The organism is Methylobacterium sp. R2-1 (assembly GCF_014191355.1).
Taxonomy (GTDB): Bacteria; Pseudomonadota; Alphaproteobacteria; order Rhizobiales; family Beijerinckiaceae; genus Methylobacterium.
The window spans coordinates 172,615-187,502 of record NZ_JACHWM010000012.1; the positions used below are offsets into that span (position 1 = coordinate 172,615).

Sequence of the window (14,888 nt, forward strand, 5' to 3'; positions counted from 1 at the left end):
AGGAGAGACGCCTTGGCCCTCGACGCGTTCAGCACGGCCACCGCCGGCCTGCGGGTCACGCAGGCCCAGATCGGGGTCGTCTCGCAGAACATCGCCAATGTCGGCACGGCGGGCTACGTCCGGCGCACGCTGTCGCCAGTCACCTCAGGCACGGGGAATGCCGGTGTAGCGACCGGCACGGTCGCCCGAGCAATCGATGCGGCGGCGCTCAAGCAGCTCCGCTCCGAGACGTCGGGCGCGGCCTATACCTCGCTGATGTCCAAGGCGCGTACCCAGCTCGACACGCTCTACGGACGGCCGGGCGACAGCTCGGCGCTCGACGGCGTATTCAACAACTTCACGCTCTCGCTTCAAACGCTCGCAGCCAACCCGACCTCGACGGCCGCGCGGGCCACGGTGCTCAGTGCGGCCAACGACATCGCCACGCGCATCGGCAGCGCCGCCAACGGCGTTCAGGCCCTGCGCTCGGGGCTGGAGACGCAGCTCGGCATCGACACCGACAAGGCGAACGGCCTGCTCGCACAACTGGCCAAGCTCAACTCCCGCATCATCGCGACCTCGACCGGCGACCCGAGCCGCCCCGACCTGGAGGACCAGCGCGACCAGGCACTCACCAGCCTGTCGGGTCTCATGGACATCAACGCCGTCACCCAGGGTGACGGCAGCGTGAGCGTACTGACCAGCTCCGGCGTCACCCTGCTCGATCGCACCAATCCGGCTTCGCTCAGCTTCGATGCCCGCGGCACTCTTTCGGCCAATGCCCTCTACGACACCGACCCGTCGCAGAGCGGGGTGGGCACCATCGTCGCGACCACACCCGGAGGCGGCAAGATCGACCTGCTCGCCTCCGGGGCGATCCGTTCCGGCTCGATCGCCGCCGCGATCGAGCTGCGCGACACGGTGCTGCCGCAGGCTCAGCGCCAACTCGACGACCTCGCGGCGGGCCTGTCGCGGGCGATGTCCGACCGTGTCGCCACCGGTACGGTTCCCACCGACGGCACCCAAGGCGGCTTCGACATCGACCTCACCGGCCTCTCGGCCGGCAACGCCATCACCCTGACGGTCCAGGACGGAAGCGGGACGCAGCGCAACCTGATCCTGATGCCGTCGTACCAGACGCCGCCGCCCACCGTTCCCGCCGGGAGCACCGACGACGCGAACGCGACGATCATCCCGTTTACGATCCCGCCGCCCGGTGCAAGCCGCGACCCCGCCTCGGTTCGCAACGCGATCGCTGCCGCTCTGGGTGGGGGCTACACGGTGTCGAGCGCGCCGGGCGGCGCGGCGGGAGCGATGCGGATCCTGTCGACCGGCGGTGCGTCGCTGGTCGGGGCGAGCGCCAGCGTGACGCAGGTCACCTCGGCGAGCGACATCAAGGGCTCGGCCACGCAGCTTCCGCTCTTCGTCGATGGCGCGACCGCCGCGCTCTACACCGGCACCTTCGATGGCGGCTCGCAGCTCACCGGCTTCGCCCAGCGCATCGCCGTGAACCCGACCGTGGTCGGCAGTGCCGGCAGCCTCGTCGGAATCACAGGGACGGGCACCGGAAGCAGCAACGGCGACGGAACCCGGCCCCAGGCCCTCTACACCGCGCTGACGAGCACGCAGCGCCTGTTCTCCTCGTCCAGCGGCATCAGCGGCATCGACGCGCCGACCCGCTCGAGCGTCGCCGACTTCGTCCAGGGCGTCATCTCGGTGCAGGGTGCAGCAGCCGCGGCGGCTCAGGATCTCGATGAGGGGCAGAGCATCGCCCTCTCGACGGCGCAGGGTCGCTTCGCCTCCGCCTCGGGCGTCAACATCGACGAGGAAATGTCGAACCTGATCGCGCTCCAGCAGGCCTACGCCGCCAATGCCCGCGTGCTGACGGCCGCTCGCGACATGATCGACACCCTGCTCAGGATTTAGCTTCGGAGCCGCCGATGACCATTTCCGCCTTCGCCGCCGGCACCTACCGCTTCGACCGCCAGTCGGCGAGCCTCGTCGGCATGAAGAACCAGCTCGACGGGCTGGCCCGGCAGCTCTCGACGGGGCGCACCGCCGAAACCTATGGCGGCCTCGGCGTGGCGCGCACGACGAGCCTCAGCGCCCACGCGGCGATCAGCGCCCAGGACGGCTATCTCACGGCGATCACCTCGGCCGAGACCCGGGTGAAGCTCACGAGCGCCAGCCTGACGCAGCTCAAGTCGCTCTCCGACAGCACCCGATCCAACCTCAGCGGAAACGTCGCCTCGCGCAACGAGAAGCTGCCGGCCACGACCGTGCAGCTCGCCGCCAACAACCTCTCGGCGGCTGTCGATGCATTGAATCAGCAGGCCGGCGGGGTCTACGTCTTCTCTGGGCGAGCCACCGATACGGTGCCGGTCGTCTCGCAGCAGGCGATCATGAACGGCATCCCGGCGGAGGGCCTGGATGGGCTCAAAGCGCTGATCGCCGAGCAGAAGAAGGCCGATCTCGGTCCCTCGGGGAACGGACGCCTGATCCAGGGCCTCGGCACCCGGACGGTCAGTCTGTCGGAAGATACCAACCCGGAGGCGCGGGCGAATTTCGGCTTCACCCTCATGGCCGCGTCGAGTTCGAACAGCGCCTCGCTCGGCGTCGACTTCATCGCGGGGACGAAGCCCGATGTTTCCCTGAGCTTCGCGCAGCAGCCCGCCGACGGCGCGCAGGTGCGCGTCGTCCTGCAGTTCGCCGACGGCAGCCAGAAGACCCTCGACCTGACGGCTCGCACGGGGGAGGCCGGAAACGCGGCGGGCGCCTTCTCCATCGGCAACACCGCGGCGGAGACCGCCGCAAACCTGAAGCGGGCGCTCGGCGGAGCCGACATCGCGAGCGTGCAGAGCGCCAACCCTCCCGGCGTGACGGCTACCTTCGCCAACGGGCGAGCCGCCTCGACATCTTTCTCGATCGGGAACGGCGTCGCATCCGGTGACACCATCACGCTGAAGCTCGGCCTGCATGACGGCACGACCAAGACCATCACCCTGACCGCCTCCGAGACGGCCGATTCCACCTCCACGACGACCTTCGCCATCGGCGCGACGCCGGACGACACCACCGCAAACCTGTCGCGGACGCTCCAGAACGCTCTGACAGCGGCCGCCAACACCGACCTTTCTGCGAGTTCGACGGCCCGCGCCGCGCTCAACTTCTTCGAGGGCTCACCGGTGGCAGGGCTGAGCCCGCGGCGCGTCGCAGCGGACGGCAACGGCTTCGCCGAGACCGCAAGCGCCAAGACCGTGATCTGGTACAAGGGCGACACCGCCGCCGACCCACGGGCGACGGCGACCGTGCAGGCCGGTACCAGCCGGACGGTGGAGATCGGCGCTCAGGCCAACGAGGAAGCGATCCGCAGGACGCTGGCTGGCATCGCCGCGATGGCGGCCGAAAGCTTCACCAGCACGACCGGAACCGTCGATACGGCGCGTTTCGAGGCGGTGTCCAGCCGGGCGGCCAACCTGCTCACCCCGAGTGAGGATGAGCAGAGCCTGGAGCAGCTCGGCACCGATTTCGGCTTGGCGGCCAGCAGCATGGCCAATGCGAAGTCGGTAGCGAATACGACCAAGGCGACCCTGGAGGCGTCCCTCGACGGGGTCGACACGGTCTCGACGGAGGAGGTCGCGGCCAAGCTGCTGAGCCTGCAGACGCAACTGCAAGCGAGCTACAAGGTCACCTCGATCCTCTCCGAGATGAGCCTCGTCAACTATCTGCGCTAGGCTTTCGGCGTTGCGTCGACTTTTTACGAAAGCCGGCGGTCATCGTTCGGGACGCCGCGTTCACTGCCGCCTGGAATGAAAGCGGCCCGAGGTTTCCCTCGGGCCGCTTTCATTTTGCTCGTCTTACTCGGCTGCGTCCGGCGTATCGCTCTTCTCCGGAGCGGCCTCGCCCTCGGCGCCCTTGTAGCGGGTCCGGCGACGCCGGGGCTTGGGTGCAGGTGCCTCGTCGCCCGAGGGCAGCTCAGCGGCCGGTGCCGCTTCGCGAGGCTCCGGCGCGGAGCGCGGAGCCGGGGCCTCGGTCGAGGCCGGCAAAGGAGCGGGATTGCGGGTTGCCGTCATCAGGAAAGCGGGCAGTGCCGACGGATCCGCAGCCTCGGCCGCCGCGGCGCGGCTGGCCTCGCTTGCACGACCGCGTCCGCGACGCGGCGGCGGACTCTCGGAACGCACCGGCCCCTCGGACCGCGGGGCGGCCTCGGCGCGCGTGTCCTGACGCGGCTCGATCGGGCGCGGGTCTTGGCGCGGTTCCTGGCGTGGCTCCTGACGCGGCGCTTCGGAGGTCTCGGGGCGAGCGGTCTCGAAACGCGCGGCGTCGCGGCGGTTCTCCCTCGGGTTTTCACGGCCTTCCTGAGGCTGCTGCCCGAAGTCCTGTCGATAATCCTGGCGCCGGTCCTGCCGATAATCCTGGCGGTGACCGTCCTGACGAGGATAGTCCTGGCGATCCTGACGCTCGGGCCGGTCTTGACGCTCAGGCCGGTCTTGACGGTCCTGGCGGAAGTCCTGCCGCGGCTCGCCGCGGTTGTAGTCCTGCCGGTTGCCCTCGAAACGCTGACCGCGTTCACCGCGGTCATTACGATCGTTGCGGTCGCGGGCCTGGAAGCGCTGGTTCCGGTCGTTGCGGTCGTTGCGCTGGTTCCGGCCGTCGAAGTCGTGGCGCTCGAACGGCTGCGGCTGCTGGGCCGGGTCGCCGTACTCGTCGGTGCCGTAGCCGAAGCCCGGGCGACCGCCCTCGCTGGTCTGACCCTGGACGGCCTCGTCCTCACCCTCCTCGTCCTCGTCGAAGCCGTTGCGGGCATAGCCCTGGCTGACTTGCGGACGGCCCGGCTCCTGGGCGCCGGTGATGATGCGAAAATAGTGCTCGCCGTGCTGGAAGTAGTTCTCCGCCGCGATTGGATCACCGCTCGCCAAGGCATCGCGGGCGAGCTGCGCGTACTTGTCGGCGATATGCTGAGCGGTGCCGCGGATTTTGACGTCGGGACCGTTCGACTCGTAGGAGCGCGTCAGCGGATTCGGACCTTTGGGCCGATTGCGACCCCGCATCCGTCGATTCTGGTTTGGTCTCATCGGCCTCGATTGACCCTCGTTACCTGTCGCTCAGCGTGACTGACAGCGCCGGAGCCTTGCTCGCGGACGAAGCGGGTCGGGCGCAGGGCGCCCAAGCGCGCACATTCCGCGATGTTTGCCGCTCGTCCGGTGGCTGCGCTCTGTTCCGGCGCGCCGCGAGACATCCCTCGACTGTCAGGTTCGATCCCACCGAGCCTGGCCGCGACTGCCGGAGCGCGTCCGCTCGATGGTGGGAAGACCGTCCGAAGCCGGAGGACACGGTCAAAACCGATCCTGCCGATACCGACTTAAAGAGTGCCTCACAAAAATCCCGGAATTCGGGAGCTCCCTTTAGCCAGAACGGCGCAGCGGGAGTTTTGTGAGAGACGCTCAACGGGCCGTTGGCGGTCTGCATATCTAAGCTAGTGACTGACGCCCTCGACAACAAGCATTTTTTCGGGGCAACGGTGGCTTATGCCGGATTTCTGTGGGCTCAGTGGCAATTTAAGCCGAACCGTGCCCCGGAATCCGCCCTTCGATTCCTCACCTGCCCGCCAAGGATGGCCGAAGCGTGACGACCCGATCGTTGCCGGCGAGATCCCGGCCGACGCTCATGTCCTCGAATCCCATCGCCCGCCCGAGACGGGTCAGCGCCTGTCCCTGATCGTAGCCGATCTCCATGACGAGGGCGCCGCGGGTGGAGAGCAGACCGGGCCGCCGCGCGATGTCGGAGAGAATCGCGCGATAGGCGTCGAGCCCGTCGACGCCGCCATCGAGGGCGGCGGGCGGATCGTGCAGGCGCACTTCCGGCTCGAGCGTCGCGATGACGGGGGCGGCGATGTAGGGCGGGTTCGAGACGATCAGGTCGAACGGCCCCGTCATCGCATCGAGCCAGGAGCCGCACAGGAAGGCGGCCCGGTCCCCGACGCCGTTCGCCTCCGCATTCCGGCGGGCGACAGCCAGGGCACCCTGCGCGCGGTCGAGGCCGATACCCAAAGCACCGGGCCGCTCGTGCAGCAGCGCCACGAGGATGCAGCCGGAGCCGGTGCCGAGATCGATCAGCCGCAGCGGCCGATCCCGCTCGGGAAACAGGCGCAAAGCCGCCTCCACCACGCTCTCGGTGTCGGGCCGCGGCACCAGCGTCTCCGGCCCGAGGGCGAAGGGCAGCCCCCAGAACTCCCAAGCGCCGATGATCCGCGCCACCGGTTCGCCTGCCAGCCGGCGCGCCGCAGCCTGTCCGAGCGCCGCCGCACCGGCCTCGCCGATCGGCTCGCGCCCGCGCAGGGACAGGTCGAGGGGGGTGAGCGCGAGGGCGTGCAGGGCGAGGAAGCGGGCATCCGTGCGCGCATTCGGCAGCCCGGCCTCTTCGAAGACCTGTCCGAGGCGCCGCAGGGCGGTCTCGCGGGGGAGCGTCGGGGCGAGATCGATGGTCATGCGAACCGATGCGAGACGAAACCGTCGCCCGTCCATCCTCGCAGGGTCGAGCGGATCCGTGCGCCGGACCTTGCCGTCACGCCATCCCCTCGGCCGCGAGCAGCTCCGCCTGATGCTCGGTCACCAGCGCATCGATCACCTCGTCGAGGGCCGGCCCAGCCATGACGTCCTCCAGCTTGTAGAGGGTCAGGTTGATGCGGTGGTCGGTAACGCGGCCTTGCGGGAAGTTGTAGGTGCGGATGCGCTCGGAGCGGTCGCCGGAGCCGACCTGCGCCTTGCGGTCGGCCGCCCGCGCTGAATCCTTGGCCGTGCGCTCGGCGTCGAACAGCTTCGCCCGCAGGAGCGCCATCGCCCGGGCGCGGTTCTTGTGCTGCGAGCGCTCCTCCTGGACGAACACGACCACGCCCGTCGGAATGTGGGTGATACGGATCGCCGATTCCGTCTTGTTGACGTGCTGGCCGCCCGCTCCTTGAGCCCGCATGGTGTCGATCTTCAGATCGGCCTCGTTGACGACGACATCGACCTCCTCCGCCTCCGGCAGCACGGCCACAGTGGCGGCGGAGGTGTGGATGCGCCCCTGAGTCTCGGTGTCGGGCACGCGCTGGACGCGGTGGGCCCCGCTCTCGAACTTCAGCCGCGAGAACACCGAGCGGCCCTTCACCTCGGCCACGACCTCGCGAAAGCCGCCGACCGTGCCCTCGCTCTCGGAGATCACCTCGACGCGCCAGCCCTTCGACTCGGCGTATTTCGCGTACATGCGGAACAGGTCACCCGCGAACAGGGCCGCCTCGTCGCCGCCGGTGCCGGCGCGGATTTCGAGGATCGCGCTCTTCTCGTCGGCCGCGTCCTTGGGCAGCAGCATCAGTTGCAGCGCGCGGTGAGCCTGTTCGAGTGCCGCCTCGGCTTCCGGCTTCTCCTCGGCCGCGAGCGCGCGCATCTCGGGATCGCCGCCGGGCTCGTCGATCAGCGCCCGAATGCCGGCCAGGTTGGCCTCCGCGGCCCGGTAGCCGTGGATCGCGGCCACGACGCCGTCGAGCTCGGACAATTCGCGGGAAAGCTGCACGATCGTTTCGGCCTCGGCCGAGCCGTCGGCGAGCTGCGCCGTGACGATCTCGTGCCGAGCCAGAATGGCGTCGAGGCGATCGGAAGGAATGGGGGTCATCGCCTGCTAGGATACTCGTGGATGGTGCGCGTCAAATCGGAAGAGGACGGGGCGGATCGCACGACCGCTTCGGTTGGCTTGCCCGAACAGCGAGTTCAGGGCGGTTCGACCGGCACCCGTTACCCGTGCGACGACCGGGAGGGAAGATGCGCCGGAGCCGGCGGCGCATCAGGGTCGTTCATGGATCGCTCACGCCGTGGCAGACCATGGCGAGGCTGCAAGGACTCTATCCGCCGGCACGTTCACCCAGGTCTCGCCATCCGGCGCAGGGTGCGCGGCAAGCCAATCGCCGACGATCCGGTATCCGAGCGTGTAGCCGAACCAGCGCGGGTGCCGCCCGCCCGCTCCGAAGAACCAGCCGGCGTGGTCGTGATCGAGCGCTCGCAGGTCCGTTGCACTCGGAAGATGGGCCCGCAACACCGCATCGTCCAGGGCGCACTCCCAAGGCTCGGGAGGCGCGTTGAAGAGCGTCCCGGCGAACTGCCCGGCCAATCCCTCGCTGACCAGCGCCTCGCCCAGCGTGCGGCCGTATCCGGGTCCGGCGAAGCGACGGCAGTGATGCACCTCGTGGGCGATCGTTCGCCGGATGTCGCCGTTGTCGAGGCTCGCCGCAAAATTCGGATTGAGCGGGTCGAGCGTCAGCGAGCACAGGCCGGGGCGGTAGGCACGGCCGGTCGTTCCCGTCTCCGGGATGACAGCCCCCGTCAGGCGCTCCACGAGGATGTCCAGGCAGAACGGCGGCAAGAGGCCCGCCACGGCCTGCCGGGCGGCTTCGATCTCCGCAGCGATCCGATCGCGCCAGGGCGCGAGGTCCCCCTCCGCTTCCAGCCAGTGCAGACGCCAGTCCAACGGGTTCTCCGACGCTAAACCGGCACGCCGTTGGCCTTCGCATAAGCCGCGAGCGCAGGGCGGATGGAGGCGCCATCGGTCACGCGGGTCAGCTCGGACTCGATCAGTTGCGCGACCTCGCCGGCATGGGCGGAGAGGACCATCGCCTTGACCGGGCCGATCGCGGCCGGAGACATCGAGAATTCGCGAAACCCGAGGCCGATCAGCGCCAGCGCCTCGAGTGGGCGCCCGCCGATCTCGCCGCAGACGGTGGCGGGGCAGCCCTGTGCGGCGGCGCGCTCGGCGATCAGGCGGAAGGCGCGCATCGCCGCCCCGCACAGGGGATCGAAGCGGTTGGCCACGCGCCGGTTCTCGCGATCGACCGCGAACAGGAACTGCATCAGGTCGTTGGAGCCGACCGATAAAAAGTCCGCCTCGCGGGCGATCTCGTCGATCTGGAACAGGAGCGAGGGCACCTCGACCATCGCGCCAAGGTGGCAGTCGCTGGGCAGAAGGTAGCCGTGGCGGCGCAGATGCGCCTTCTCGCGCTCGACGATGTCGCGGGCCCGGGTGAACTCCTCGACGGTGGCCACCATCGGGAACATGATCTTGATCGGGCGCCCGGCCGCCGCCTTGAGCAGGGCCCGCAACTGCACCCGCAGCAGGGCCGGCCGGTCGAGGCCGATGCGGATCGCCCGCCAGCCCAGCGCCGGATTCTCCTCCTCGAGGGCCGGCATGTAGGGGAGGATCTTGTCACCGCCGATGTCGAGGGTGCGGATCGTGACCGGCAGATCGCCGGTCGCCGAATAGACCGCCTCGTAGAGCGTCTGCTGCTCGGCCGCCGAGGGCATCCGCTCGGCGATCATGAATTGCAGTTCGGTGCGGAACAGGCCGACGCCTTCCGCCCCGGTTTCGTGCAGATGGGTCAGGTCGACCAGCAGGCCGGCATTGAGGTGCAAGCCGATCTTGACGCCGTCGCGGGTGACGGCGGGCACGTCGCGCAGCGCCCGGTACTGCTCCTGCCGTCGGGCGCGCAGGCGCACCATCTCGGCGTAGGACGCCTCGACCTCGGGTGTGGGCCGGATCTGCACCTCGCCGGACAGGCCGTCGACGATGATCGCGTCACCCGAATCGCACAGGCCCGTGGCGTTCGCGATCTCGCCGACCGCCGGAATGCCCAGCGCGCGGGCGACGATGGCGATGTGGCTCGTCGGACCGCCCTCCTCCAGCACCACGCCGCGCAGGCGGGCCCGATCGTAGTCGAGGAGTGCGGCCGGTCCCATGGAGCGGGCAACCAGGATCGCGTTCTCCGGCAGGCCGTCGCCGTTTCGCCCCTCTTGGCCGACGAGGCGACGCAGCAGGCGGTTGGCGAGGTCGTCGAGATCGTGCAGGCGATCGCGCAGGTAAGGATCGCTCTGGCGCAGCATCCGCGCCCGGTTGTCCGACTGCACCCGCTCGACCGCGGCCTCGGCGGTCAGGCCGGACTGGACCGCCTCGCGCATCCGCCGCAGCCAGCCCTTGTCGTGGGCGAACATGCGGACCGTCTCGAGGATCTCGCGGGACTCGCCCGAGCCGATCCCGTCGCCGCGCTCGACCAGTTCATCGATCGCCGAGCGCACGTCCTCGATCGCCGCCTCAAGCCGCTCGACCTCGCGCTCGACGTTCTCGGCGATCAGCGTCTTCACGACGATGCGCGGCTCGTGCAGCACGACGTGGCCGAGCCCGATCCCGTCGGCAAGCGCCACGCCGCGCTGGCTGACCGGGCGCCGCGCCGCGGTGCCGGCGCCGGGGGACAGCGCCTGGAGTTCTCCCGAGGCGATCAGCTCCGCCAGCACCATGGCGGTGGTCTGGAGCGCCTCGATCTCCTCCTCGGAATAGACGCGATAGGTCTTGTTCTGGACCACCAGCACGCCGAGCGTATTCCCGGCCCGCAGCAGCGGCACGCCGAGGAAGGCGTGGTAGATCTCTTCGCCCGTTTCCGGGCGATACGAGAACGAGGGGTGCGACTGTGCGTCCGAGAGCGCCAGCGGCTCGGCGGTCTTGGCGATCAGGCCGACGAGGCCCTCGTCGGCGCGCATGCGGGTGATGTGGACCGCGTCGCGGTTCAGACCCTCGGTTGCAAACAGTTCGAGAGTGTTGTCATCGCGCACCACGTAAACCGAGCACACTTCGGCGATCACGTTCGCCGCAATGAGGACGACGATCCGGTCGAGGCGCTGCTGAGGGCTGACCGGCTCCGCCATGGCTTCGCGGAGCCGGCGCAGCAGCAGGCGCGGGCCTCCGGGCGCAGCGGGCATCGTGTCGTCAATCCGGGTCGGCCGGCGCAACCCTGGCTGGTGAGCCTGAGGGCGGCGCCGACGGGAACGGTCAGGCCTGGTCGAGGCCGTATAGCGAGTGGAGCGTGCGAACGGCAAGCTCCGTGTAGGCGGCGTCGATCAGGACCGAGAACTTGATTTCGGAGGTCGTGATCGCGCGAATGTTGATACCCTTCTGCGCCAGCGCCCGGAAGGCTTTGGCTGCAACGCCCGCATGCGAACGCATCCCGACGCCGATCGCCGAGACCTTCACGACGTCGGTGGCGCCCTCGATCTGGCCGAACTGGATCGTATCGCGCTGCGCGTCGAGGATGGCGCGGGAGCGCTCGTAATCGGCCGCCGGTACGGTGAAGGTCATGTCGGTGGTCGATTGATCGCCCGACACCGTCTGAATGATCATATCGACGTTGATGTTGGCATCCGCCAGCGGGCCGAAGATCGCCGCGGCGATCCCGGGGCTGTCCTTCACGGCGCGCAGGGTGATCTGCGCCTCGTCCTTCGAGAAGGCGATGCCGGTGATGATCTGCTGTTCCACGATTTGGTCCTCGTCGCAGATGAGGGTGCCCGGCCGCGCGGCATCGGGGGGATCGAAGGAGGAGCGCACCGTGGTCGGCACCCGGTGCACCATGGCGAGCTCGACGGAGCGCACCTGCAGCACCTTGGCGCCCAGAGACGCCATCTCCAGCATCTCCTCGAAGGTCACGCGCTCCATGCGCTGGGCCTTGGGCACCACGCGCGGATCGGTGGTGTAGACCCCGTCCACGTCGGTGTAGATGTCGCAGCGCTCTGCGCCGATGGCGGCGGCGATCGCCACGGCCGAAGTGTCCGAGCCACCCCGCCCGAGCGTCGCGATCCGGCCGGTCTCGGCGTTCACGCCCTGGAAGCCCGAGATCACGGCGACCTCGCCGCGCTTGAAGCTCTCGTCGAGGTTCTTCGGGTCGATGCCCTCGATCCGGGCCGAGCCGTGCGCGTCGGAGGTGTGGATCGGGATCTGCCAGCCCTGCCAGGAGCGGGCCTTGATGCCGTCCTTGTTGAGCGCGATGGCGAGAAGCCCGGAGGTGACCTGCTCGCCCGAGGCCACGACGGTGTCGTACTCCGCCGCGCCGTAGAGCGGGTCGGCATCCTTGACCCAGCCGACCAGTTCGTTGGTCTTGCCCGACATCGCCGAGACCACGACCGCGACCTCGTAACCGGCTGCGACCTCGCGGGCGACGTGGCGCGCCACGTTGCGGATGCGGTCGACGGTGGCGACGGAGGTGCCGCCGAATTTCATCACCAAACGGGGCATGTCGCGTCCGGTCTGCTCATCTCTCCCCACGGTGCCGGCCGCGAGGCCGGCGCGCCTCGCCAGCTCAGGAAAACAACACGGCGCGGCTGTACCGGGGATGCGCCCGGCGGGTACAAGGGCCCCCCGGCCGTGTCAATCGGACGGACCGTAGGTTCAAACGATGCGAAAGTGAGCCGGATGACGGGTGCCTCGATCGACCGGGACGAAGTGGCGCGCTTCGACGCCCTGGCCGCGCGCTGGTGGGACGAGCGGGGGCCAATGGCGGTGCTGCATAAGTTCAATCCAGTCCGAGTCGGCTACATCCGCGACGAAGCGTGCCGCATCTTCGACCGTGATCCGGCCGCGCCCTTCCCGCTCGAAGGGCTCAGCGTCATCGACATCGGCTGCGGCGGCGGCGTGCTGTCGGAGCCGCTGGCTCGGCTCGGGGCGACGGTCACGGGTCTCGACCCGGCGACCGGCAACGTCGCGGCCGCGCGCGCCCATGCTGAGGCCGAGGGGCTCACCATCGACTACCGCGACGAGACCATCGAGGCGGTGGCCGCGAGGGCCGAGCGCTTCGACATCGTGCTCGCCATGGAGGTGGTCGAGCACGTCTCCGACCGCGTGGGCTTCTTGCGCGCGGCCTGCGAGACGGTGAAGCCGGGCGGCCTGCTGTTCGCCGCCACCATCAACCGGACGATGCGCTCCTTCGCACTCGCCATCGTCGGCGCAGAGTACGTGCTACGCTGGCTGCCGCGGGGCACCCACGATTGGGAGAAGTTCGTGACGCCGCGGGAGCTTTCCGCCGACATCACGGCGGGGGGCCTCACCGTCACCGACACGACCGGCGTGGTCTACAATCCGCTGAACGATTCCTGGCGCGCAAGCCGCGACACGGGGGTCAACTACATGGTGGCGGCGCACCGCCCCGCCTGAACGAAGCGGACGGGCGTTCGTTGAGGGATCTTCCGGGCAGAACGGAGAATCTCGGACACCATGCTCGAAAAGCTGCCGCACGCCGTTGGCGAAGCCCTGTCCGGCCTCAGGGCCGGCGCGGAGAAGGCCGCGTTCCACACGATCGCGGCGGAGGCCCCCGCGACGCTCCGGGTGACGAGCGAGGCTTTCGCCGACACCACGTCGATCCCGGCCCGCTACACCGCGGACGGTGAAGGGCTCTCACCGCCGCTCGGCATTGCCGGCGTGCCGGACGAGGCCGCTTCCCTCGTGCTGCTCGTGGAGGACCCGGATGCGCCCTCCCCCCGCCCCTTCGTCCACCTGATCGCCTGGAATCTGCGACCGGAGGACCGAAGCTTTCCGGAAGGAGCGTTCGCGAGTCAGGCCGGCGAGGGCGCCCGGCACGATCTCGGCCGCAACTCGTTCCAGAAGAATGGGTGGCTGCCGCCGGACCCGCCGACCGGCCACGGACCGCACCATTACCTGTTCCAGGTTTTTGCCCTCGCCCGCCCTGCGGATCTGCCCGCCTCGCCGGGCCGCGGCGCCCTGCTCGACGCGCTTCAAGGCAACGTGATCGCCAAGGGCCTGCTGACCGGGACCTACGAGCGGGCGTGAACGTCTTGCGCTCACCGCGCGCGAGCGGGCATGAGCGTCGTCGAACGCGGCACCCAGCCTGCGCCCCGCCCGACGGGGGCGATGCGGGACGACCGGCGAGACGAGGGAGACGGCGCTGACATGAAGGCCCTGGTGTGCAGCCGGCTCGGCGGACCGGAGGATCTGAGTCTTGAGGATCTGCCCGATCCGGTGCCGGGGCCGGGCGAAGCGCTGGTGCGGGTGCGGGTCGCCGCGCTGAATTTTTTCGATACGCTGATCATCGCCGGCCGCTATCAGGTGAAGCCGGAACTGCCGTTCTCGCCGGGCGGCGAGGCTTGCGGCGTGATCGAGGCCCTGGGTCCCGGCGCGGAAAACTTTTCCGTCGGCGACCGGGTCATGGTCCATCTCAGCCACGGCACCGCCCGCGAGCGGATCGCGGTTCCGCTCAAGCGCCTCGCGCGGGTGCCGGAGGCGGTCTCCGACGAGGTCGCCGCCGGGCTCTCGATCACCTACGGCACCACGCTCCACGCGCTCCGGGATCGTGCCGATATCAGGCCGGGCGAAACCCTCGTCGTGCTCGGCGCCTCGGGGGGCGTCGGGCTCGCCGCGGTCGAGCTCGGCAAGCTGCTGGGCGCTCGCGTCATCGCCTGCGCCTCCTCGCCGGAAAAACTCGAAACGGCCCGCGCCCACGGCGCCGACGACCTCGTCGACTACAAGGCGAACAACCTGCGCGAGGAATTGCGGCGCCTCACCGGCGAGCGCGGCGTCGACGTGGTCTACGACGCGGTCGGCGGCGACTTGGCCGAGCCGGCCATGCGCTCGCTCGGCTGGAAGGGCCGCTTCCTCGTGATCGGCTTCGCCGCGGGCGAGATCCCGAAATTTCCCCTCAACGTCATCATGCTCAAGGGCATCGACGTGCAGGGCGTCCACTGGGGCGCCTTCGTCGAGCGCGAGCCGGAGGCGCACGGAGCGAACCAAGCCCGGCTGCTCGCCTGGGCGGCGGAGGGCAAGCTGACCGTGAAGGTGCACGGCGCCTATCCGCTCGCGGACTACGCGGATGCGCTCGGGGTCCTCGTCCGCCGCGAGGCGGTCGGCAAGGTTCTGCTCGACCTGAGAGACTAGAGCATCATCCTGGATATCGTATCCAGGATGATGCTCTAGACTCCTGTTTTGCATCGTCTTTTTCCGAAAGCCGGCGGCCACCTTTCGGGACGATGCTCTAGCGTCACGCCCGAATCGACTGTTGTCCAGAAGTCGGAGTCCGCCTTTCGGGACGGTACTTTAGGCCCGTACCGTCGTCC

The 14,888-nt window shown here is 69.3% G+C and carries 11 protein-coding genes; 5 read left to right on the forward strand and 6 right to left on the reverse strand.

Translation table 11 applies throughout. The annotated features are described in order from the left end of the window. The first annotated feature begins 12 nt into the window (after nt 1–12). Nucleotides 13–1,905, forward strand: a complete 1,893-nt coding sequence (gene flgK, locus FHU13_RS17710) for a flagellar hook-associated protein FlgK (protein ID WP_183437176.1) — start codon at nt 13–15, stop codon at nt 1,903–1,905. A 14-nt stretch (nt 1,906–1,919) separates the two neighbouring features. After that, nucleotides 1,920–3,713 (forward strand): flagellin, encoded by a 1,794-nt coding sequence (locus FHU13_RS17715; RefSeq protein ID WP_183437177.1) that lies wholly within the window; start codon nt 1,920–1,922, stop codon nt 3,711–3,713. A gap of 123 nt (nt 3,714–3,836) precedes the next feature. Here the strand turns inward: FHU13_RS17715 and FHU13_RS17720 are convergent, their stop codons facing one another. From FHU13_RS17720 to FHU13_RS17745, 6 genes are all read right to left on the reverse strand, one after another. After that, nucleotides 3,837–5,030 (reverse strand): DUF4167 domain-containing protein, encoded by a 1,194-nt coding sequence (locus FHU13_RS17720; protein WP_183437178.1) that lies wholly within the window; start codon nt 5,028–5,030, stop codon nt 3,837–3,839. Between the two features lie 546 nt (nt 5,031–5,576). After that, nucleotides 5,577–6,467, reverse strand: coding sequence for a peptide chain release factor N(5)-glutamine methyltransferase (gene prmC, locus FHU13_RS17725; RefSeq protein WP_183437179.1), 891 nt, complete (start codon nt 6,465–6,467; stop codon nt 5,577–5,579). 76 nt (nt 6,468–6,543) lie between these two features. Then, entirely contained in the window at nt 6,544–7,629 is a 1,086-nt protein-coding gene (prfA, locus tag FHU13_RS17730; RefSeq protein ID WP_183437180.1) for a peptide chain release factor 1, read from the reverse strand. A gap of 189 nt (nt 7,630–7,818) precedes the next feature. Continuing rightward, nucleotides 7,819–8,478, reverse strand: a complete 660-nt coding sequence (locus tag FHU13_RS17735; protein WP_183437181.1) for a DUF2268 domain-containing protein — start codon at nt 8,476–8,478, stop codon at nt 7,819–7,821. A gap of 14 nt (nt 8,479–8,492) precedes the next feature. After that, complete coding sequence (gene ptsP, locus FHU13_RS17740; protein ID WP_183437182.1) at nt 8,493–10,754, reverse strand: phosphoenolpyruvate--protein phosphotransferase; 2,262 nt, start codon at nt 10,752–10,754, stop codon at nt 8,493–8,495. A gap of 70 nt (nt 10,755–10,824) precedes the next feature. Continuing rightward, a complete protein-coding gene (locus FHU13_RS17745; protein WP_056200728.1) occupies nt 10,825–12,060 on the reverse strand; it encodes an aspartate kinase in 1,236 nt (411 codons plus the stop codon). A gap of 168 nt (nt 12,061–12,228) precedes the next feature. On the opposite strand from FHU13_RS17745, the gene ubiG reads away from it, so the two are divergent. From ubiG to FHU13_RS17760, 3 genes are all read left to right on the forward strand, one after another. Further along, complete coding sequence (gene ubiG, locus FHU13_RS17750; RefSeq protein WP_183437183.1) at nt 12,229–12,975, forward strand: bifunctional 2-polyprenyl-6-hydroxyphenol methylase/3-demethylubiquinol 3-O-methyltransferase UbiG; 747 nt, start codon at nt 12,229–12,231, stop codon at nt 12,973–12,975. 60 nt (nt 12,976–13,035) lie between these two features. Next, entirely contained in the window at nt 13,036–13,608 is a 573-nt protein-coding gene (locus FHU13_RS17755) for a YbhB/YbcL family Raf kinase inhibitor-like protein (protein WP_183437184.1), read from the forward strand. A gap of 120 nt (nt 13,609–13,728) precedes the next feature. Continuing rightward, nucleotides 13,729–14,709, forward strand: a complete 981-nt coding sequence (locus FHU13_RS17760) for an NADPH:quinone oxidoreductase family protein (RefSeq protein WP_183437234.1) — start codon at nt 13,729–13,731, stop codon at nt 14,707–14,709. The last annotated feature ends 179 nt before the right edge of the window (nt 14,710–14,888 follow it).

Bases quoted from the DNA above. Each gene is read 5' to 3' on its own strand.
- FHU13_RS17715 (WP_183437177.1), top strand. From the start codon at position 1,920: ATGACCATTTCCGCCTTCGCCGCCGGCACCTACCGCTTCGACCGCCAG.
- FHU13_RS17720 (WP_183437178.1), bottom strand. From the start codon at position 5,030: ATGCGGGGTCGCAATCGGCCCAAAGGTCCGAATCCGCTGACGCGCTCC.
- prmC (WP_183437179.1), bottom strand. From the start codon at position 6,467: ATGACCATCGATCTCGCCCCGACGCTCCCCCGCGAGACCGCCCTGCGG.
- prfA (WP_183437180.1), bottom strand. From the start codon at position 7,629: ATGACCCCCATTCCTTCCGATCGCCTCGACGCCATTCTGGCTCGGCAC.
- ptsP (WP_183437182.1), bottom strand. From the start codon at position 10,754: ATGCCCGCTGCGCCCGGAGGCCCGCGCCTGCTGCTGCGCCGGCTCCGC.
- FHU13_RS17745 (WP_056200728.1), bottom strand. From the start codon at position 12,060: ATGCCCCGTTTGGTGATGAAATTCGGCGGCACCTCCGTCGCCACCGTC.
- FHU13_RS17755 (WP_183437184.1), top strand. From the start codon at position 13,036: ATGCTCGAAAAGCTGCCGCACGCCGTTGGCGAAGCCCTGTCCGGCCTC.
- FHU13_RS17760 (WP_183437234.1), top strand. From the start codon at position 13,729: ATGAAGGCCCTGGTGTGCAGCCGGCTCGGCGGACCGGAGGATCTGAGT.